Genomic DNA, 19,685 nt, shown 5'->3' on the forward strand with positions numbered 1-19,685 from the left:
ATCAGGGACGGACGGCCTTCTCGCCGTGGACGACCGCGTACTCCGCGGCGAGCCAGGGCCCGAGGTCGTCGATGAGTTCGTGCAGCACACCCGGGACCGGCGAGGGCGTGCGGCCAATGACGGCAGCTCTACGCATCTGCCCGGCACGTTCCGGGTAGTAGAGCCCGAACACCTCGGCGGACTCGCTGAGGTCGCTTGTCCACCCTCCCCAGCGCGGCATGACCAGCGTGAGTCCTGTCCTGACGATGCGCCGCGCGACGAGCCGGCTGAGGGCCTTACGTTGCTGCTCGGTGGTCGCTTCGGCTGCCTGGCGGCGCCACCCCGCAAGCGCAAGGGACAGGTCACCGTTCGTCTCGCGGGCGAGCAGGGGAGTGGGCCGGTAGCGGGGGAGTTGGTCGGCGAGGTCGTCACCCAGCAGGGGAGTGCACAGGCAGGCGACGAAGAAGCCGAGGTCGTGCCGCTCAAGCTCGCTGAGCAGCGTACGTGCACTGAACAGCAGGACGCCCACGCCGTCGATCTGCGGAAAAGACTGGTCGAGGTCCTGCTCGATCCTGGTGGCAGCCGCTCGGTCGGCCTCGGTTGGTTCGGTGCGCAGGGCGAGCAGCAGGTCGAGATCGGAGACGCCGAGGGTGGCGGTGCCACGCGGGATGCTGCCGTAGATGTAGGCGCTGTGCAGCGGACCGCAGTCGAACGACTCGGCTATTCGAGCGCGTGCCGCGTCGACAACACCGGCGAAGGCGGCCGGGACCCGGCTCAGTGCACCCTCGCGCGCAATCCAGCCCTCGACGTCCAGTCCTCTGTCGGCCATGGGGACACTCTGCCCGGGTCGGCGAGCACGTTCAGCCCCGCCCGGGCGACCTCGGTGCCCTACTGCTCTGCCCAGGCGCCCAACTCGTTGCCGCTGGGATCGGTGAAGTGGAACCGCCGGCCACCGGGGAACTCGTACGGCCCGTTCACCACCTGGCCGCCGGACTCCTTGACGGCCTGCACGGATCGGTCCAGGTCGCTGGAGTAGAGCAGCACGAGCGGACCGCCCGCCCGAACATCCCTGTCCACCCGGAGACCGCCGACCTCGGGCGCGGCGTCGCCGTGTGGGCTGCGGATGCCGGCGTACTCCGGCCCGTAGTCGTTGAACCGCCAACCGAACGCGTCAGCGTAGAACCGCTTGGCCACGGCGAGGTCGGTCACCGTGAGCTCGACGTAGTCGATGGCGTGGTGTCGGTGGGGCGATGGCTCAGACATGCGCCGATCGTGCACCCCGGGTACGACGAAACCGCGACGTGCAACGAAAGGTTGCGCAATGGGTGTGGGCTGCCATAGGTTAAGCGCAACCAAAGGTTGCGAAAGGGTGTGAGCATGGAACAGGGAACGATCGAACGCGACATCCACGTCAACGCGTCCCCCGAAATCGTCTTCGAGGTGGTCAGCCAGCCCGAGCACATGCGGGAGTGGTGGCCCGACGACGCGCGGTTCGAGTCGGTCGCCGGCGCGCCCGGCGAGCTGGTCTGGCGCGACGCCGACACCGGCGAGACGAAGACCGTCGCGCTCGCCGTCGTCGAGGTCGACCCGCCGAGGCGGTTCTCCTTCCGGTGGTGCTTCACCGAGCCGGACCGGAGTGGGCAGGCGCTGCTCGTCACCTTCGACCTGGTGCCCAGCGGCGTGGGGACCCTGATCCGGATGACCGAGACCGGTTTCCGCGAGCTGGGTTGGGAGGTCGCCGTCCTGGAAGAGCAGTACCGCGACCACGAGAACGGTTGGGACCACTACGTGCCCCGGCTCGGCGAGTACGTCGCGCGGCTGGTCGCGACCCCGTGAGCGCGGTGGTCGACGACGAGTTGTGGTCGGCGATCGGCGATCCCATTCGGCGTACGATGATCGATCTTCTCCTCGCCGACGGGCCCGGCACGGCCACCTCGTTGAGCAGACAGCTACCCGTCACCCGTCAGGCCGTCTCGAAGCACCTGGCGGTCCTCGACCGGGTTGGGCTGATCCACGCCGAGCCGGCCGGTCGCGAACGTCACTACCAGGTGGACGAGGCGCAACTCGCCCGCGCGGTCGCCCAGCTGTCGGCGGTCGGCTCCACCTGGGACGCCCGCCTGCGCCGGATCAAGCGCATCGCCGAGACGATCGAACGCCACCGCACCAACAACCAGGGAGGCTGAAAATGGTCGACATCCTGCACCAGGTCGGCATCGTCGCTCCACTTGCCGACGTCTACCGTGCGGTGGCAACCCCCGAGGGCGTCGCCGGCTGGTGGTCGGTCGACACGACCGGCAAGAGCGAGGTCGGCGGGTCGCTGGCCGTCCACTTCGGTGACGAGGGCGGGTTCGACCTGGAGATTCTTGAGCTGGACCCGGCTGGTCGGGTGCGGTGGCGGGTCGTCGGTGGCCCCGAGGAGTGGATCGGCACCGAGATCGGCTGGCGGCTCGGCCAGCGAGGTCGGTACACGATCGTCGACTTCACGCACTCGGCCTGGCGCCAGCCGACCGACCTCATGCACGAGTGCAGCACCAAGTGGGCGATCTTCCTGATGAGCCTCAAGGAGCTGGTCGAGACGGGGCGCGGCCGGCCGGCGCCGGACGACGTCCAGATCAGCGACGGGCACTGACCTCAGTGCCCACCGAGAGACGGTCAAGCCTTGCCTGTCCGTCAGGTCGGATGGCCCGAGGGCCCGACTTACCCCTCCGGGCCGTCGTTTCCGCGGGCAGTGCGGGAGGACGAACCGATGCTCGCCACTATCGAACCCACCGAGGCGAGCGCCACCGCCACCGTGCCGGCCGTGTCGGCCCCGCCGTCCCCGGCCACCCTGAGGACGATGCCGGTGACCATCAGGACGACCGACAGGGCAAGGACCACATGGACGGCTCGTCTGCTCATGGCGGCATCTCACTTTCCGGCGGCGGGAGATCGACTCGGGTTCCTCGACGTGGTGCCTTGACACACCGACTTTCCGGAACCCGAGTCGACCAAACCGCTACTCCGCCCGGTAGACGGAGATGTGCGACGGGCTGTCGGCCTGGAACGGACGTCGATGCCAGTCGGCGTACCGCTCGGTGAGCCGGAGCCCTGCCTGCTGCGCCATCTCGTCGATCTGGTGCGGCCAGGCGTACCGCATGGCGAACGGCTTCAGGTGCACACCGTCGCCGTCGAACGTGATGGTCTGCCGGATGAACCGCTGCGCCGGCCTGTCGTACCGGTGCAGTCGGATCGTCGCGGAGTCCTCGGTGACCTCACGTACCTGCACCTGCTCGTCCGAGTCGAAGCTGCGCGGGTCGGGCACGAACGTCTCGATGACGAACGCGCCGCCCGGCGACAGCACCCGGGCGACGTTGCGGAAGCAGTCCGCCTGCCGCTCGGCGTCCACCAGGTTGAACAGGGTGTTGAAGACCAGGTACGCGAGCCGGAACTCACCGGCCACCGGCACGTCCGCCATGTCGGCGACGACCACCGGAATCCGGTCGCCGCCGGGTTTCGCCAGCAGTTGCGCGAGCATCTCCTCGGACGCCTCGACACCGTGCACGGCGAGGCCGCGCTCGGCCAGCGGGAGTGCGACCCGGCCGGTGCCGATCGCCAGTTCGAGAACCGGACCGCCGTCGGCCAGGTCGGCCAGGAAGTCCACCGCTGGCGCGGGGTCGGGGTTACCTGGGGCGTCGTAGCCGGCGGCCCAGAGCCGGCCGAAGAGGCCGGGATCGTCGAAGACCGACATCAGCGGCCTCCGGGGTTGGGGTCAGTGGCGCCCAGCAGCGCCAGGGGAACGGTCCTGCTCACGAAGTCTCGATTCCTCGGGTCGGATGACTGTGGGTTCGGGGGACCTCGTCGTGTTGGGCATGATGGCTGCTCCCTTCGCGCGGCTGTCGGGCCAGGACACCAGAGACGACGTGGGCCCGGCAAGGCGATTACGCCAGCCGGGCCCACGACGGGACGCGCCGTCAGGAGATGTGGTGCAGGATCACGTTGTGCACGTGGTGGCTCTTCTGCGCGCCACGGAACTCCACCTCGTAGGTGTGCGTGCCGACGTGGATGGCGATGGCGCCGGTGGAGAAGAACGACCCACCCCACGACTTGTTGCTGACCACGCTCACGCTGGTGATCTTCGAGTACGGGATGCTGGTGATCGCGAACCGCTTCCCGACGAACGAGCGGTCCTGGATGATCACCCGACGGTCGGTCAGCCCGATGAACCCGGTGCCGGTGCCGACGGCGTCGTAGACGGCGATGATCTGCTCGCCTTCGAGGAGGCCACTCTCGATCTGCTGGACCTGCTCCTTGCGGTCGTACGCGATGTTCGCCATGTGATCCAGGCTAGAAAACCGGTGCCAACGTACCCACCCGGGCGAGGACCACGAACTCGCCGTCGCCGTGGCCGACGGGCTCGCCGTGCCAGCCCCCGCGAACGCGATCCACGATGAAGCCCGCCCAGGTCAGAGAGGTGCGTAGCTCGGCCTCGGTGCGGAAGCGCAGGCTCGCCGAGCTGAGGAGTTCCTCCCCGTCGTCGAAGTGGTAGTGGTGGGTGAAGTCGACCACTCCGTCGCGTACCCCGGTGACCTCGGTCCACGCGCGGACCTCGCCGCCGTCGGGCAGCGTGACCAGCCGGTGCGAATCCACCGGGTTCCACCGCTCCCAGCGGCGGTCCGCCGGGTCGCGGGCGTCGAACCAGGTCACCCGCTCACCACCCGACTTGGCCGGGGTCTCGTCGACCACCGTCTGGAAGAAGTCGTCATCCGGCCCCCACCGGCACTCCGCGTCGTACACCTGGACCAGCCGGTGGTGGCGGAACTCGGCGTGCCTCATCGGGGGTTCGCGTCGGTCGCGGCGCGGACGAACTCGCGTACCCGGGTGGTGGTGTTGCTGGGCAGCCAGACCGGCCCTCGTTCGATCGGTGGCGCGTCGTGGATGGGCACGTACGCCACGTCGGGGCGCGGGTAGTAGCGGCGCGTGTGCTCGCCCACCGGCAGGACTCCCCGGCCCAGCGCGACCAGGGACAGCATCTCGGAGAAGGTGTTCCCGGCGGGCCCCTTCGGCACCGCCCGGCCGGACGGGGTGCGCTCCGGGGTGCGATCCCGCTTGAACTCCACAGAGGTCACTGTCGGGTACTGCACCACCGGGTGGTCGGCGAGCACCTCCAACGACACCGACCGCTCCCGGGTGAGCGGGTGGCCCGCGGCCACCGCCAGCACCCGGTCCTCGGAGAGCAGCGCCGGGCCGTTGGCCATCCCGTCGAACGGGTACGAGGCGATCAACACGTCGGTCGAGCCGTCGAGCAACCCCGATCGGGTGGTGGACAACTGCGCCTCGTGCACCTCCACCCGGCAGTCGGGGTGCCGTTCACCGAACAGGGCCACCGCCCGGAGCAGCACCGGCGCCGTCCACTCGCCGAGGAACGCCACCCGTAGCGACCCGGTCACGCCCCGGGCGGCGTCGGTCGCGCGGCGGACGGCCTCGTCCATGCCTGCCACCAGCGGGGCCAGCTCGACGGCGAGCTGCCGGCCGATCGGGGTGAGCCGGACGACGCGACTGGTGCGGGCGAACAACGGTGCGCCGATCCGGCGCTCCAGCTTCTTCACGATGTGGCTGACCCGGCCGGTGCTGACGGTCAGCCGCTCGGCGGTCCGGCCGAAGTGCAGTTCCTCAGCGAGGGTCAGGAACGTCTCGACCTCGTACCGCTCCAGCACACCGTTCCCATCGTTGACCTGTGGGCAACGATCGTAGCGGCATCGGGTCTTGGTCGGCGTCCCTCGTCCGGGGATCGTGAACGCGGCAGGGAAAACCGAGCGAAAGGCTTCGACATGAGCGTTGACGACCACCTGACCGGCCCACCTGGAGGAGGCGTGAGCGGGGTGCGGGTAACCGGTTTCGACCACCTGGTGCTGACCGTCGCCGACGTGGAACGGTCCCTGGACTTCTACTGCGGCCGGCTCGGGCTGGCGCCGGTGCGGGTCGACGAGTGGCGTGCGGGCAGTGTGCCGTTCCCGTCGGTACGGATCAGCCCCGACAGCATCATCGACCTCGTCCGCGGTGAGCCGCAGGGCGCGAACGTGGACCACTTCTGCCTGGTGGTGGCACCACTGGACTGGGCGCAGGTGATCGAGTCCGGAGACTTCACCGTGCTGACCGGGCCGGTCAGCCGGTTCGGTGCCCGCGGTTCGGCGACCTCGATCTACGTACGGGACCCGGACGGCAACTCGGTGGAGCTGCGCTGTTACCCGCAGGACGCCGTAGCCGACAGGTGAGCCCGAGCTGTCTGGCGACATGCGGAAGCCCCGCGTCTCCCCATCGAAAGTGGGCAGGCGCGGGGCTCCGGCCGTACGTCAGTGATCGCTGCTCGGGTCGTGGTCCGTGCTGCGGCTGCCGGCTGGTCATGGTCAGCTACTCAGGACTCGGTGACCGCCCGGTACGCGTCCTCGATGCGGGCGGCCAACAGGACCTCACCCTCGGTCAGGGGCTCGCCGCTGCCGTGCCCGACCCGGATCTGGGTGCTGTCGGCCCGGCGGCTGATCTCGGGCCGCAGATGCAGCGCATCCGCGACGACCTTGACGCGTTCAGTTAGGGCGGCGTGTTGGGTATCGTCGATCACGAGCGTCCGTCGGATCTGCTCGCCCTCGCGTGTCCAACCAGACAGCAAGGTCAACGCGTCGGAAAGGTAGTCGTGCTTGGCCCTGCTGTTGAACAGCACGCGCATCACCGCACCTCCCAAGCGCCGTTGCCGGCTTGTGGCCAAATCGTCGCCATCCCGTGTCTTGTCGGTGTCCCCTAGTCTCTCGCTGCTCGGAGGGGGTGTCCACGCCCACACTTCCGTGTCTTATTGGCCTAGCGGACGGCTACGGTACCCAAACCGCCGATTGATCTGGCACCCTGGACGCCCGTGCGGACCGAACGGGCGAATGATGGCGGGCAGGCCGAACGACGGGACCTGAAGGTGATCGTCGGCGCGGCGATCATCCGGGATGGGCGGGTGCTCGCCTGTGCGCGTTCCGCCCCACCCGAGGTAGCGGGCATGTGGGAGTTTCCGGGCGGAAAGGTCGAGCCGGGGGAGGCCGAGACCGACGCGTTGATCCGGGAGTGCGCGGAGGAGTTGGCCGTACGCGTCGAGATCGGCGACCGGGTCGGCCGCAACGTACGGATGGCGCACGGCCGCTCGGTGCTCAAGGTGTACGCGGCCCGCCTGCTGGGCGACGACCAGCCGCAGGCGCTGGAGCACGAGGCGCTCCGCTGGCTCACCGCCGACGAACTGGACTCGGTCACCTGGCTTCCCGCCGACGCCCCCATCGTGGCAGCCCTCCGCCCCCTCCTCCTCACCCCACGCCCCTAACCCCCGGGCCCCGGTCCCCTATCTCCCGGTGATCAAGAAGTTTCGGTCACGGCTTCGGCCTTTGATGACCGAAACCTCTTGATCACCGCAGGTGGCGGGGGTGGGGGTGGGGGAAGTGGGACGGGGGCCGTGGCTATTGCCACGGCCCCCGTTTCTGTTCGGGTGGTTAGTGCTTGTTGTCCTGCTCCGGGTGGGCGAAGTTGAGGTGCTCCGGAGGCAGCGGGAAGGTCACGTCGTCGCCGAACGGCGACGGCGCGGCGGCCCGGTCGAAGGTGAGCTCGGTCAGCGGCAGCTTGCCCCGGTCGTCGACCGCCGGAGCGGTCGGGTGGGGCACCTCCCGATGCCAGTTGACGCCGCTCTGCGCCTGCGCCTCAGCCCGCGAATCGTGGGAGCCACCCGCGTGCGAGTGCACCCCACCCCGGGCGGAGCCCGGCGTCGCCGAGCCCTGACGGGCGGTGGTCACGCTGGTCTGGGGCGTCTCGCCCCGACGGAAGATCTTGCTACCAAGCCACACAAGGGGATCGTACCTGCGGTCGACGACCCGTTCCTTCATGGGGATGATCCCGTTATCAGTGATCTTGATGTGCTCGGGGCAGACCTCGGTGCAGCACTTGGTGATGTTGCAGAAGCCGAGGCCCTGTTCGGCCTGCGCGTACTCCTTGCGGTCGGTCCGCGCGTCCAGCGGGTGCATGTCCAGCTCGGCTGCCCGGATGAAGTACCGCGGGCCGGAGAACGCCTGCTTGTTCTCGTCGTGGTCACGGATCACGTGGCAGACCGTCTGGCACAGGAAGCACTCGATGCACTTGCGGAACTCCTGCGAGCGCTCGACGTCGACCTGCTGCATCCGGTAGTCACCCGGGGCCACGTCCGCCGGCGGGGCGAACGCCGGCGTCTCCCGTGCCTTCTCGTAGTTGAACGAGACGTCGGTGACCAGGTCCCGGATGACCGGGAAGGTGCGCAGCGGGGTGACCGTGACGGTCTCGTCGTCGCCGAAGGTCGACATCCGCGTCATGCAGCCCAGCCGCGGCTTGCCGTTGATCTCCATGGAGCAGGAGCCGCACTTGCCGGCCTTGCAGTTCCACCGGCAGGCCAGGTCGGGCGCGTCGGTGGCCTGCAGACGGTGGATGACGTCGAGGACGACCTCGCCCTCGTTCACCTCCACCATGTAGTCCTGGAGGTCACCGCCGGTCTCGTCGCCCCGCCAGATCCGGAACTGACGCTTCGCGCTCATCGGTTGTCCGCCTCTCCAGCGTCGACAACGAGGGCGTCGAAGTCGGCGATCTCCTCGTCGGTGAGGTACTTGGCCAGTTCGGCCCGGTCGAAGAGGCCGATCAGCTCCGGCCGCATCTTCGGCAGCGGCTTGCGGGTCAGTTGCACGGTGTCGCCGTCCAGCGCGCAGACCAGGTTGACCTGCCGCCACTTCGGCTCCATCGCCGGGTAGTCCTCCCGGGTGTGCCCGCCGCGCGACTCCTGCCGCTCCAGCGCCGCCTTCGCGGTGCACTCCGAGACCACCAGCATGTTGCGCAGGTCCAGGGCCAGGTGCCAGCCCGGGTTGTAGCGTCGGCCGCCGGCCGCGCTCACCTTTGCCACCCGCTCACGCAGCTCGGCGAGCCGGACCAGCGCGTCGGCCAGCTCACCCTCCCGGCGGATGATCCCCACCAGGTCTCCCATGACCGCCTGGAGGTCCTGCTGAAGGGTGTACGGGTTCTCGCCGGTGTCCCGCTGCAGCGGAGCGAGGGCGGTCTCCACGGCGGCTTCGACCTCGTCCACGGCCACCTTCGGCCGAGCGGCCAGCCCGTCGGCGTAGCTGGCGGCGTGCCCGCCCGCCCGCTTGCCGAAGACCAGCAGGTCGGACAGGGAGTTGCCACCGAGTCGGTTGGAGCCGTGCATGCCGCCGGAGACCTCACCGGCGGCGAACAGCCCGCGTACGTGGCCGAAGGCGGCACCCGAATCCGGGTCGACCTCGACGCCGCCCATCACGTAGTGACAGGTCGGCCCGACCTCCATCGGCTCGGCCGTGATGTCGACGTCGGCCAGCTCCTTGAACTGGTGGTACATCGACGGCAGTCGGCGGCGGATCTCGTCGGCCGAACGTCGGCTCGCGATGTCCAGGAAGACGCCACCGGCGGGGGAGCCCCGGCCGGCCTTGACCTCGCTGTTGATCGCGCGGGCCACCTCGTCCCGGGGCAGCAGCTCCGGCGGGCGCCGGTTGTTGTCCGGGTCGGTGTACCAGCGGTCCGCCTCCTCCTCGGTCTCCGCGTACTGCTTGCGGAAGACGTCGGGGACGTAGTCGAACATGAACCGCTTGCCCTCGGAGTTCTTCAGGACGCCACCGTCACCGCGCACCGACTCGGTGACCAGGATGCCCTTCACCGACGGCGGCCAGACCATGCCGGTCGGGTGGAACTGGAGGAACTCCATGTTGATCAGCGTCGCCCCGGCGCGCAGCGCCAGCGCGTGCCCGTCCCCGGTGTACTCCCAGGAGTTCGACGTGACCTTGTAGGAGCGCCCGACGCCACCGGTGGCCAGCACGACCGCCGGCGCCTCGAAAAGGATGAACTCGCCGGACTCCCGGTAGTAGCCGAACGCGCCGGCCACCCGGTCACCGTCGAGCAGCAACTCGGTGATGGTCGTCTCGGAGAACACCCTGATCCGGGCGTCGTACGAGCCGAACTCCCGCTGGTCCTCCTGCTGGAGCGAGACGATCTTCTGCTGGAGGGTGCGGATCAGCTCCAGGCCGGTCCGGTCGCCCACGTGAGCCAGACGCGGGTACTCGTGGCCACCGAAGTTACGCTGCGAGATCTTGCCGTCCTTGGTGCGGTCGAAGAGCGCACCGTACGTCTCCAGCTCCCAGATCCGCTGCGGCGACTCCTTCGCGTGCAGCTCGGCCATCCGGAAGTTGTTGAGGAACTTGCCGCCGCGCATGGTGTCGCGGAAGTGCACCTGCCAGTTGTCCCGGCTGTTCACGTTGCCCATCGCGGCGGCCGCGCCGCCCTCGGCCATCACCGTGTGCGCCTTGCCGAACAGCGACTTGGAGATGATCGCGGTCTTCTTGCCGGCCAGCCGGGCCTCGATCGCCGCGCGCAGACCGGCGCCGCCGGCCCCGATGACGACGACGTCGTAGTGGTGTCGTTCGATGCGAGTGGTTGTGGTCATGTCAGGGGCCCTTTAGTTGATGAACCGCAGGTCGGAGAACCAGCCGGCCGCGAGCGCCATGATGTAGAAGTCGGCCAGCGCCAGGGTGCCGAGGGTGATCCAGGCGAGCTGCATGTGCCGGACGTTCAACGCCGAGACGAAGGTCCAGGCCTTGTACCGCACCGGGTGCTTGGAGAAGTGCTTGAGCCGGCCGCCGATGATGTGCCGGCAGGAGTGGCAGGAGATCGTGTACGCCCACAGCATCACCACGTTGAGCAGCAGGATGATGTTGCCCAGCCCGAAGCCGAAGCCCTTCGGCGAGTGGAAGGCGAGGATCGCGTCCCAGGTGTTGATCAGCGAGATGATCGCGGCGGCGTAGAAGAAGTAACGGTGCAGGTTCTGCCCGAGCAGCGGGAAACGGGTCTCACCGCCGTACTCCTTGTGCCCGTCCGGGACCGCACAGGCCGGCGGCGACAGCCAGAACGACCGGTAGTACGCCTTGCGGTAGTAGTAGCAGGTGAGCCGGAACAGCAGCAGGAACGGCAGGGTCAGCGCGGCGTCCGGGATGATCCACCAGTCGGGCAGGAACCGGCCGAAGTGCGAGGCTTCCTCGACACACCTGTCGGTCACGCACGGGGAGTAGAACGGGGTCAGGTAGTGGAACTGGTCCACCCAGTACCACTTGTGCATGAAGACCCGGACCGTCGCGTACGCGACCCAGGCGCTGAGCCCGATCACGGTGATCAGCGGGGCGAACCACCATCGGTCGGTACGCAACGTCTTCGCCGCGATGGCGGCGCGCGCCCGCGCCCCCCTCGGCCTCGTTGCCGTTGAAGTCATTCGAGTCGTCTCCTCGACGGGCCCGTACGGGCGGGCTGGTCTCTCTCCGGTCGGCACGCGGACCGGCGAACCCGCACCCGCTGCCACGTCATGCGCACACCAACGACCACGCCGGATCGACCGACGCAGCTAAGTGACACACGTTACGCCGATCTCTGCGAGCCGTCCGCGCAAGGGAGTGTCCCGTGTGTCTGGCCTGCGGAAAAGCCCTCGACACGCCGGTTTGGCGCGCTCGTGGGAAACGTCAGCCGGAGGCGCCTCCGGTGAAGTGCCAGGACGCCAGTCGCAGCGAGGGCGCCGCCCACCAGGCACCGTCCACCCGCTCCGGTTGGCGCACCGCCCGCGCGCCCAGCCCGAGCACCGCCCCCGGCCCGAGCGCCCGCGGGTACGACTCGGTGAACCGCAGGTCACGGACCGCCCGGACGACCGTGCCATCCTCGATCAGCCAGACACCGTTGCGGGTCAACCCGGTGACGACGAGGCTCTTCGGGTCCAGCACCCGCGTGTACCACAGGTCGGTGACCAGCAGCCCCCGGCGTACACCGGCCACCAACGCGGCGGTGTCCGCGTCGACGACAGCTCCGGCCGCCGCGCCTGTGGTGCTCCGACCCGCCGCACTGACCGGGCCCGCCACCGCGCCGGTCAGCCGCAGGTTGCGGGGCATCGGACCCCAGGTGGCACCCCCCGCGACCGCGTGCCCGGTGGACTCGGCGCCCGCCTCGGCGGCGGTCCGGCGATCGTGCGCCACCGACCGGGTGCTGCCCGCCTCGACAAGCGTCAACGCTCGTCGACCGGTGCCCTCCGCGTCGAACGGCAACCCGGACCCGCCCAGCGGGTCGTCCACCAGGGTCACCGCCCGGTCGAACTGGGCCGCCCCCGGCACGGCGAACGACTGCCGCTCGGCGTACCGCTTGCCGTTGAAGCCGTAGAAGGACAGGTTCTGTAGGAGGTCCGCCACGGCGGCCGGCTCGAACACCACCTCGTAGTGCCCCGGCGGCAACTCGACCGGATCGGCCGCCGCCTGCGCCTTCGCGGCGGCCTGCGCCCCCAACTCGGCGCCGTCGAGGTCGGACAGCCGGTCCGCGCTGCGCCGGGCCACCCCGTCCGCGCCGTCGCGGCGGGCGATGCCATCCATCGCCGCCTCCACCGAGCGGCCGTACGCCGAGTGCCCGGCCGAGTTGGCGAACGCCGACGAGCGGTGCGCGGTACGGCAGTAACCGGCGGTGCTGAGGCCCCCGGCGGCGGCGACGAACGCCCTCACCCGGTCGGCCCGCTGATCCGGCTCGGCATGCGCGGTGGCCTCGTCGACGGGCGGCGCGTCCGGCGTGGGCACGGGCGGGGCCAGCCCCGGCCAGCCCGGGTCGGGCGGGCAGAGCCGCGCCGCGGTCAGGGTGCGCTCCACCAGGGCGCTCAGACCGTCGGCGGTGACCACGCTGCCGCCGCCGGCGGCCGTCCGACCGTCGACATGCACCCGCAGCCGGACGCCGACTGTCGACTCGGAGACGTTCTGATGGATGCCCGAGTTCGCGAACCGGGTCAACGCCAGGTCCGCCCGCGTCACCACCGCCTCGGCCTGCGCGTTCGGCCCGCCAAGACGCCGAACCAGCTCCACGACCTGCCCGGCCAACTCCGGCTCACTCCTCGCGCTCACGCTGAGCCACCTTTCGTTCGCGACTGCGGGGCTCGCAAACCCGGCTCACTCCTCGCGCTCACGCTGAAACTCCTACGCGGACGTTCTTGAACCGGGCCGGCGCGGCCGGGTGGCCGGTGTGCCCGACCTGGCCGGGCTGGCCCTTGCCGCAGTTGGGCGTCCCCCAGGAGACCGTCTCGCCGGAAAGCATGTCCATCGAGCGCCAGAACAGCGGGCCGATCCCGGTGTACGTGGGATTGCGCAGCATCCGCCCCCGCCGCCCCTTCTTGATCTCCCAGCCGACCTCGCAGCCGAACTGGAAGTTGAGCCGCTTGTCGTCGATCGACCAGGATCGGTTGAGGTCCATCAGCACCCCGTCGTCGGTGGCCGCGATGATCTCCTCCAGGGTGTGCGGGCCGGGTTCCAGGCCGACGTTCGTCATCCGCACCATCGGCAGCCGGGCCCACCCGTCGGCCCGTACGCTGCCGCCGTAGTCGAGGCTGGCCATCGCGGCGGAATCCCGGCCGGCGAGCACACCCACCCACCGACCGTCCCGGACGGCGTCCCGCTTGACCGCCGGGGAACCCTCGTCGTCGTAACCGAAGCTGCCCAGCGCACCCGGGATCGTCGGGTCGATGGTGATGTTCATCAGTTCCGAGCCGTAGCGCAGCGACCCGAGCTGGGCCAGGTCCAGCCAGGACGTGCCGGCGAACGCCGCCTCCCAGCCGAGGATCCGGTCCAGTTCGATGGCGTGCCCGACCGACTCGTGGATCTGCAGGGCCAACTGCTCGCCGCCGAGGATCAGATCCGTCTCGCCGGCCGGGCAGGGCGGCGCGGTGAGCAGCGCCCGGGACTCCTCGGCGATCTGCGCGGCGTGCGCGGCCAGGTCCAGCGACTCGACCAGCTCCCACCCGGTGGTGCCGTACTGCCCCCGGTAGCTCGGCCAGGACCGGCGCTGCGTCTCGCCGTCGCCGATGGAGGTGGCCGAGATGCCGCCGCCGCACTCGCGGATCCGCTGGTCGATCCGGTGGCCCTCGCTGGAGACGAACCACTTCGCGGTGTCCCAGATCTGGTAGAGGCCCTCGGCCAGGTCCGCGCCGTGCTCGGCCATCGTGCGGGTCGCGTCGACCAGCAGGTCGCCCTTGGCCGACAGGGGCACCCCGAGCGGGTCGATCTGGCAGCCGGAGGCCCAGCTCGCGGTGACCGCCTGCACCGGCACCAGGTCGACCGCAGGGCCCGGCACCCGCGCGCTTGCCATGGCGGTCCGGGTCGCGCGCCGGCCGGCGTCGCGGGCGGCGGCGTCCGACAGATCGGGTACGGCGTGGAAGCCCCAGCTCGCCCCGACCAACGCCCGGACGCCCAGCCCGATGCTCTCGTCCTGGGTCAGCTCCTCCACGTCACCGTTGCGCGCGGTCATCGACTCGTAGCGGCGGTGCATCACCCGGGCGTCGGCGTACCGAGCCCCCGCGTCGAGGGCGGCCTGGACGGCGGCGGCGGCCGCGTCGAACTCGGTCATGGACCGACCCTAGGCCAGCCGACCGACACCCGTCAGGGGACGAGATCCTCCGGCCGGATCGTGGCCCGCACCGGCTCCGTCAACTCCAGAACCTCGCCGCGCTTCGTCGTTGCCCTCTCCACGTAGTGGGCGCCCTGCCGCTGGTGGAGATGCACGGTCAGGGTCTCCTGGTCGACGAGCAGGTACCACTCGATCCCGGCCGCCGCGTACAGGTGCGGCTTCAACACCCGGTCGATGACGGCGGTGTGTGGCGCGGCGACCTCGCCGACCAGGAGGACCGCGCCTGCCGGTACGCAGGTCGCTTCGAAATCCAACTCCGTGGCCACCACGAGGTCGGGGTTGAGGATCCGCGTGGCGTTCAGCCGTAGGTTGATTACCGGGAGCACGGTGTGATTCGTCGTGGTGCAGCCTCGTTCCAGAGCGACTAACAGGCCACCGACGATCACCTGGTGTCGGACGGACGGCGATGGTCCGACGAGCAGGCCGCCGTCGAGGAGTTCGATGCGCTGGGCCGTCTCGCCGAGGGCGAGGTAGTCCGACTCAGTCCACGGCAGCGCGCGGCCAGGAATGCCGACGGGAATCACCCGCCCAGTGCAACTCATTCTGGATCGCTGAGGTCGCACCCGAGGTGCGAGCACCCTCGACGGGCCGCAAGATCGTGCAACATCCTGTATGTAGTGGTATCACCGCGTCGGTGATGCCACTCGATCCTGGATCGAGCGTGACCTTGGCAGCGGGTGGTCGCCCCCAACCCTCGCTCCCGGCCCCCGGGGGCGGTGTTCGTCGTCAAGATCCGCGCAGTATCGGGGAAGTTGCTGCCTCCGCCGCGGCCGAGGCAGCAACTTCGGGGATGTTGTGAGGATCTTGGCGCGTCGCGCGACATGAACGGGTGTGGATGGCGAGGTGACGGGGGTGCGGGGCCGATGCGGACTCGTTACGCTCGGGCCCGCTGACACGTGCCGGCTTTGTAGCTTATTTTCACCCTCGGGACATTGCTGTAAGTTCTCTTCGTCACTGAGGGAGGTGGCCGTGGACAGCTCGGAACCGTTGCCGTCCGGTGACCCGGACGACCGCCCCGCCGTGCCGGCACAGCGCTCCGACCAGGACGCCTACCTGCGGGTGGATGACCTGCGGGTCCGGTTCGACACCGAGGACGGCGTGGTGCGCGCGGTCGACGGGGTGTCGTTCGCCGTCGAGCGGGGCCGCACCCTGGGCATCGTCGGTGAGTCGGGCTCCGGCAAGAGCGTCACCTCGCTGGCGATCCTCGGCCTGCACGACCCGAAACGGACCACCATCACCGGGGAGATCTCGGTGGGTGGCCGGCAGGTGGTCGGTCTCGGAGACGAGGAGGTACGCCGCCTGCGCGGCCGGGACATGGCGATGATCTTCCAGGATCCACTGTCGGCGCTGCACCCGTACTACACGGTGGGTCGGCAGATCGCCGAGGCGTACCGGGTGCACCACCCGAAGGCCAACCGGCGCGAGGCCCGCCAGCGGGCGGTCGACATGTTGGACCGGGTCGGCATCCCACAGCCGGCGCGCCGCTTCGACCAGTACCCGCACGAGTTCTCCGGCGGCATGCGCCAGCGGGCGATGATCGCGATGTCCCTGGTCAACGACCCGGCGCTGCTGATCGCCGACGAGCCGACCACCGCGTTGGACGTCACCGTGCAGGCGCAGATCCTGGACCTGCTCGCCGACCTCCAGGCCGAGTTCCACTCCGCGATCATCCTGATCACCCATGATCTCGGCGTGGTCGGCCAGGTCGCCGACGACGTGCTTGTCATGTACGGCGGGCGTGCCGTCGAGCGGGGCAGCGTCGAGCAGGTGCTGCGCGCGCCGCAGCATCCGTACACCTGGGGGTTGCTCTCCAGCGTGCCGTCGCTGCACGGCGACGCGGACGCGGACCTGGTGCCCATCCCGGGCAACCCGCCCAGCCTGATCAACCTGCCGGCGGGCTGCGCGTTCCACCCACGCTGCCGGTACGCGGACCGCGCCGGCAGCCGCTCCCGCACCGAGGTCCCCGAGCTGCGCCCGGCCGGGGCCGATGACCACCTGGTCGCCTGCCACCTGAGCGCCGAGGAGCGTGTCACGTTCTACGCCGAGGACATCGCACGAGTGGGGGTGGCCCGATGACAGCTGAGCCACTGCTGCGGGTACGCGGCCTGAGCAAGCACTTCCCGGTTCGTCAGGGGCTGCGCGCCACCGGTCTGGTGCGGGCGGTGGACGGGCTCGACTTCGACGTGCGCCCGGGTGAGACGCTCGGCCTGGTGGGGGAGTCGGGCTGCGGCAAGACCACCACCGGGCGGATGCTGGTGCGGCTGCTGGAGCCGACGAGCGGCAGCATCGAGTTCGACGGGCGGGACATCACCCACGCCGGCCGCCGGGCGTTGCGCCCGCTGCGCCAGGACCTGCAGATCATCTTCCAGGACCCGTACGCGTCGCTGAACCCCCGGCACACCGTCGGCCGGATCGTGGCGATGCCCCTGCAGGTCAACGGCATCAAGCCGCCGGGCGGGACCAAGGCCCGGGTGCAGGAGCTGCTGGAGCTGGTCGGGCTGAACCCGGAGCACTACAACAGGTACCCGCACGAGTTCTCCGGCGGTCAACGCCAGCGCATCGGCATCGCCCGCGCGTTGGCCCTGCGGCCGAAGCTGATCGTCGCGGACGAGCCGGTGAGCGCGCTGGACGTCTCGATCCAGGCGCAGGTCGTCAACCTGCTGCGCGACCTGCAACGGGAGCTCGGCCTGGCCTTCGTGTTCATCGCCCACGACCTGGCCGTGGTCCGGCACTTCTGCCAGCGGGTCGCGGTCATGTACCTGGGTCGGATCGTGGAGATCGGCGACCGGGCGGACATCTACGAACGCCCGCAGCACCCGTACACCCGGGCTCTGCTCTCGGCGATTCCGGACGTCACGCAGCTCGGCCCGGCGGGTCGGATCCGGTTGACAGGTGACGTGCCCACCCCGCTGGACCCGCCGTCGGGCTGCCGGTTCCGCACCCGGTGTTGGAAGGCGCAGGACATCTGCGCCACCGAGGAGCCCGCGCTGGTCCGGCGGGACGGCGGCAACCAGGCCACCGCGTGTCACTTCCCCGAATCGACCGACGCCGGCCCGGGCGTGGCCACCGCGCGGGCTGGTCGCGGCGCCGGGGCGAAGAGCGAGGAGGTGCCGTCGTGAGTCTGTCCCCGGTGGAGGGTGTGGCACTGGCCGAGATCGAGTCCGGCACGGACCCGGGCGGGCCGGCCGCGAAGGGCGTCGTCGGTCGCTCGCCCGGTCAGCTCGCCTGGCTGCGGCTGTGCCGCGACCGTACGGCGGTGGTCAGCGGCGTACTCCTGGTCTTCTTCCTGCTGTTGGGGTTGGCCGCCCCGCTGATCGAGATGGTCTACGGGATCGGGCCGCGGGAGCAGTTCCAGAACCTGCTGGACGGCTTCGGCATGCCCCTGGGTTATGCCGGTGGGGTCAGCGGCGGGCACTGGTTCGGTCTGGAGCCGGGGCTGGGCCGGGACATCTTCATCCGGCTGATCTACGGGCTGCGGACCTCGCTGTTCATCGCGTTCGCGGCGGCCCTGATCACCGCGACGATCGGGATCGTGCTGGGCGCGCTCGCCGGCTACCTGGGCGGCTGGCTCGATGCGGTGATCAACTGGATCACCGACCTGACCCTGGCCATGCCCTTCCTGATCATCGCGCTCGCGCTCACGCCCACCATCACGCTGCGCTTCTACGGCGAGCGGGGGCAGGTGTCGTCCGCCTTCGGGGTGGGCGTGCTGATCGCCGTCTTCGCCATCTTCGGCTGGACCAGCACCGCCCGGCTGGTACGCGGGCAGGTGATCGCGTTGCGCGAGCGGGAGTTCGTGGAGGCGGCCCGGGCCAGCGGGGCCGGACTGGGCCACATGCTCTTCCGGCAGCTGCTGCCGAACATCTGGGCGCCGATCCTGGTGTCGTTCTCCCTGGCGGTGCCGCAGTTCATCACCAGCGAGGCGGCGTTGTCGTTCATCGGGGTCGGCCTCAGCGACGAGACGCCGAGCTTCGGCCGAATGATCTACCGCAGTCTGGACTTCCTCCAGACCGACCCGGCGTACGTCTTCTTCCCGGGCATCACGATCTTCGCGCTGGTGTTCGCCTTCAACCTCTTCGGCGACGCGTTGCGGGACGCGCTCGACCCGAAGTCGTCCCGGTAGGGGTGGACTCATGTCACGGTTCCTGCTCAAGCGACTCTTCTCTGCCACGCTGACCCTCTTCGCGGTGAGCGTGTTGACCTTCCTGATGTTCTTCGCCCTGCCGCGCGACCCGGTCAGCAGCATCTGCTCGAAGAACTGCAACCCGGAGCGGCTGGAGCGGGTCCGCGACGACCTGGGCCTCAACGACCCGCTGATCAGCCAGTACGCCGGTTACATGAAGGGCATCGTGACCGGTCGGGACCTGGGCAGCGCCCAGGGCGGCCGGTGCGACGCGCCCTGCCTGGGCTGGTCGTACGTCACCAACGAGGCCGTCTCGGACACCATCGCCCGGGTGCTGCCGGTGACGCTGAGCATCGTGATCCCGGCGGCCATCCTCTGGTTGCTGCTCGGCGTGGGGCTCGGCATGGTGTCCGCGCTGCGTCGGGGCACCTGGCTGGACCGGCTGGCGATCGGCTTCTCGCTGACCGGCGCGTCGTTGCAGCTGTACTTCGTGGGTGCGGTGCTGCTGATGGTGTTCGTCTACAACCTGCGGCTGCTGCCGGTGCCGAGCTACACCTCCCTCTTCGACAACCCGGCGAAGTGGGCCAGCGGGCTGGTGCTCGCCTGGGTGGCGCTGGCCTTCCTCTTCTCGGCCATCTACGCGCGGCTGTCGCGGGCGCAGATGTTGGAGACGCTGTCGGAGGACTTCGTCCGGACCGCGCGGGCCAAGGGCCTGGCCAAACCCAAGGTGTACGGGCGGCACGCGCTGCGCGCGGCGATCACCCCGGTGGTGACGATCGCCGGGTTGGACGTGGGCGGGGCGCTGGGCGGAACGGTGATCACCGAGACGACGTTCGGCATCCAGGGGCTGGGGCGCACGGCGGTGGACGCGGTGCGCTCGGGTGATCTGCCCACCATCATGGCCACCGTGCTGATCGCCGCGGTCTTCGTGGTGCTGGCGAACGTGCTTGTGGACCTGCTGTACGCGGCCATCGACCCCCGGGTGCGGCTGCGCTGACCGGCGGCTGGGCCGGTGGCGAAATTTATCGACAACTGTTACACAGCTTGTAGGTTTTCTTCCTTACGATCCTCG

At 69.9% G+C, this 19,685-nt stretch carries 23 protein-coding genes; 9 read left to right on the forward strand and 14 right to left on the reverse strand.

Going from position 1 to position 19,685, the window contains the following annotated elements; all coding sequences use genetic code 11:
* Position 1: 1 nt before the first annotated feature.
* Positions 2-808, reverse strand: coding sequence for a hypothetical protein (locus tag ACLQ3B_RS19775; RefSeq protein ID WP_425782199.1), 807 nt, complete (start codon positions 806-808; stop codon positions 2-4).
* A 59-nt stretch (positions 809-867) separates the two neighbouring features.
* Positions 868-1,242, reverse strand: coding sequence for a VOC family protein (locus tag ACLQ3B_RS19780; RefSeq protein WP_425782200.1), 375 nt, complete (start codon positions 1,240-1,242; stop codon positions 868-870).
* Positions 1,243-1,356: 114 nt separating this feature from the next.
* Between ACLQ3B_RS19780 and ACLQ3B_RS19785 the strand changes: the two genes are divergently transcribed.
* From ACLQ3B_RS19785 to ACLQ3B_RS19795, 3 genes are read left to right on the forward strand one after another with little or no spacing between them, the layout of a single operon-like run.
* The gene (locus ACLQ3B_RS19785; protein ID WP_425782201.1) at positions 1,357-1,815 is read left to right on the forward strand and encodes an SRPBCC domain-containing protein; all 459 of its coding nucleotides are present in this window, start codon (positions 1,357-1,359) and stop codon (positions 1,813-1,815) included.
* Positions 1,812-2,162, forward strand: coding sequence for an ArsR/SmtB family transcription factor (locus ACLQ3B_RS19790; protein WP_425782202.1), 351 nt, complete (start codon positions 1,812-1,814; stop codon positions 2,160-2,162). The genes ACLQ3B_RS19785 and ACLQ3B_RS19790 overlap by 4 nt, the downstream gene beginning before the upstream one ends.
* A 2-nt stretch (positions 2,163-2,164) precedes the next feature.
* Positions 2,165-2,608, forward strand: coding sequence for an SRPBCC family protein (locus tag ACLQ3B_RS19795; protein WP_425782203.1), 444 nt, complete (start codon positions 2,165-2,167; stop codon positions 2,606-2,608).
* Positions 2,609-2,676: 68 nt separating this feature from the next.
* On the opposite strand, the gene ACLQ3B_RS19800 is transcribed toward ACLQ3B_RS19795, so the two are convergent.
* The 5 genes from ACLQ3B_RS19800 to ACLQ3B_RS19820 all read right to left on the reverse strand — a co-directional run bounded on the left by ACLQ3B_RS19800 (position 2,677) and on the right by ACLQ3B_RS19820 (position 5,672).
* A complete protein-coding gene (locus tag ACLQ3B_RS19800; protein ID WP_425782204.1) occupies positions 2,677-2,877 on the reverse strand; it encodes a hypothetical protein in 201 nt (66 codons plus the stop codon).
* A gap of 97 nt (positions 2,878-2,974) precedes the next feature.
* Entirely contained in the window at positions 2,975-3,706 is a 732-nt protein-coding gene (locus tag ACLQ3B_RS19805; RefSeq protein ID WP_425782205.1) for a class I SAM-dependent methyltransferase, read from the reverse strand.
* A 223-nt stretch (positions 3,707-3,929) separates the two neighbouring features.
* Positions 3,930-4,292, reverse strand: a complete 363-nt coding sequence (locus ACLQ3B_RS19810; protein ID WP_030337500.1) for a PH domain-containing protein — start codon at positions 4,290-4,292, stop codon at positions 3,930-3,932.
* 10 nt (positions 4,293-4,302) lie between these two features.
* The gene (locus ACLQ3B_RS19815) at positions 4,303-4,791 is read right to left on the reverse strand and encodes a hypothetical protein (RefSeq protein WP_425782206.1); all 489 of its coding nucleotides are present in this window, start codon (positions 4,789-4,791) and stop codon (positions 4,303-4,305) included.
* Entirely contained in the window at positions 4,788-5,672 is an 885-nt protein-coding gene (locus ACLQ3B_RS19820; protein WP_425782207.1) for a LysR family transcriptional regulator, read from the reverse strand. Before ACLQ3B_RS19820 ends, ACLQ3B_RS19815 begins: the two co-directional genes overlap by 4 nt.
* Positions 5,673-5,786: 114 nt before the next feature.
* Between ACLQ3B_RS19820 and ACLQ3B_RS19825 the strand changes: the two genes are divergently transcribed.
* The gene (locus ACLQ3B_RS19825; RefSeq protein ID WP_425782208.1) at positions 5,787-6,230 is read left to right on the forward strand and encodes a VOC family protein; all 444 of its coding nucleotides are present in this window, start codon (positions 5,787-5,789) and stop codon (positions 6,228-6,230) included.
* A gap of 140 nt (positions 6,231-6,370) precedes the next feature.
* Here the strand turns inward: ACLQ3B_RS19825 and ACLQ3B_RS19830 are convergent, their stop codons facing one another.
* Positions 6,371-6,679, reverse strand: a complete 309-nt coding sequence (locus ACLQ3B_RS19830; protein ID WP_112675736.1) for a 4a-hydroxytetrahydrobiopterin dehydratase — start codon at positions 6,677-6,679, stop codon at positions 6,371-6,373.
* Positions 6,680-6,862: 183 nt separating this feature from the next.
* Between ACLQ3B_RS19830 and ACLQ3B_RS19835 the strand changes: the two genes are divergently transcribed.
* A complete protein-coding gene (locus tag ACLQ3B_RS19835; RefSeq protein ID WP_425782209.1) occupies positions 6,863-7,309 on the forward strand; it encodes a (deoxy)nucleoside triphosphate pyrophosphohydrolase in 447 nt (148 codons plus the stop codon).
* A 166-nt stretch (positions 7,310-7,475) separates the two neighbouring features.
* On the opposite strand, the gene ACLQ3B_RS19840 is transcribed toward ACLQ3B_RS19835, so the two are convergent.
* The 6 genes from ACLQ3B_RS19840 to ACLQ3B_RS19865 all read right to left on the reverse strand — a co-directional run bounded on the left by ACLQ3B_RS19840 (position 7,476) and on the right by ACLQ3B_RS19865 (position 15,032).
* The gene (locus ACLQ3B_RS19840) at positions 7,476-8,540 is read right to left on the reverse strand and encodes a succinate dehydrogenase/fumarate reductase iron-sulfur subunit (protein WP_425782210.1); all 1,065 of its coding nucleotides are present in this window, start codon (positions 8,538-8,540) and stop codon (positions 7,476-7,478) included.
* Complete coding sequence (locus tag ACLQ3B_RS19845) at positions 8,537-10,465, reverse strand: fumarate reductase/succinate dehydrogenase flavoprotein subunit (protein WP_425782211.1); 1,929 nt, start codon at positions 10,463-10,465, stop codon at positions 8,537-8,539. The genes ACLQ3B_RS19840 and ACLQ3B_RS19845 overlap by 4 nt, the downstream gene beginning before the upstream one ends.
* Before the next feature lie 12 nt (positions 10,466-10,477).
* On the reverse strand, positions 10,478-11,284 hold the full coding sequence (locus tag ACLQ3B_RS19850) for a hypothetical protein (protein WP_425782212.1): 807 nt from the start codon (positions 11,282-11,284) through the stop codon (positions 10,478-10,480).
* A 244-nt stretch (positions 11,285-11,528) separates the two neighbouring features.
* Complete coding sequence (locus tag ACLQ3B_RS19855; protein WP_425782213.1) at positions 11,529-12,935, reverse strand: TldD/PmbA family protein; 1,407 nt, start codon at positions 12,933-12,935, stop codon at positions 11,529-11,531.
* 58 nt (positions 12,936-12,993) lie between these two features.
* Positions 12,994-14,430, reverse strand: a complete 1,437-nt coding sequence (locus ACLQ3B_RS19860) for a TldD/PmbA family protein (protein ID WP_425782214.1) — start codon at positions 14,428-14,430, stop codon at positions 12,994-12,996.
* Positions 14,431-14,462: 32 nt separating this feature from the next.
* Positions 14,463-15,032: a Uma2 family endonuclease gene (locus tag ACLQ3B_RS19865; RefSeq protein WP_425782215.1), complete on the reverse strand. Its 570-nt coding sequence runs from the start codon at positions 15,030-15,032 to the stop codon at positions 14,463-14,465.
* Between the two features lie 478 nt (positions 15,033-15,510).
* On the opposite strand from ACLQ3B_RS19865, the gene ACLQ3B_RS19870 reads away from it, so the two are divergent.
* From ACLQ3B_RS19870 to ACLQ3B_RS19885, 4 genes are read left to right on the forward strand one after another with little or no spacing between them, the layout of a single operon-like run.
* Positions 15,511-16,566, forward strand: coding sequence for an ABC transporter ATP-binding protein (locus ACLQ3B_RS19870; RefSeq protein WP_425782537.1), 1,056 nt, complete (start codon positions 15,511-15,513; stop codon positions 16,564-16,566).
* Positions 16,563-17,609 (forward strand): ABC transporter ATP-binding protein, encoded by a 1,047-nt coding sequence (locus ACLQ3B_RS19875; protein ID WP_425782216.1) that lies wholly within the window; start codon positions 16,563-16,565, stop codon positions 17,607-17,609. The genes ACLQ3B_RS19870 and ACLQ3B_RS19875 overlap by 4 nt, the downstream gene beginning before the upstream one ends.
* The gene (locus tag ACLQ3B_RS19880) at positions 17,606-18,613 is read left to right on the forward strand and encodes an ABC transporter permease (RefSeq protein WP_425782217.1); all 1,008 of its coding nucleotides are present in this window, start codon (positions 17,606-17,608) and stop codon (positions 18,611-18,613) included. Before ACLQ3B_RS19875 ends, ACLQ3B_RS19880 begins: the two co-directional genes overlap by 4 nt.
* A 10-nt stretch (positions 18,614-18,623) precedes the next feature.
* A complete protein-coding gene (locus tag ACLQ3B_RS19885; protein ID WP_425782218.1) occupies positions 18,624-19,610 on the forward strand; it encodes an ABC transporter permease in 987 nt (328 codons plus the stop codon).
* Positions 19,611-19,685: the final 75 nt, after the last annotated feature.

The sequence above is a fragment of the Micromonospora sp. DT53 genome (genome assembly GCF_049841535.1).
Classification (GTDB): Bacteria; Actinomycetota; Actinomycetes; order Mycobacteriales; family Micromonosporaceae; genus Micromonospora.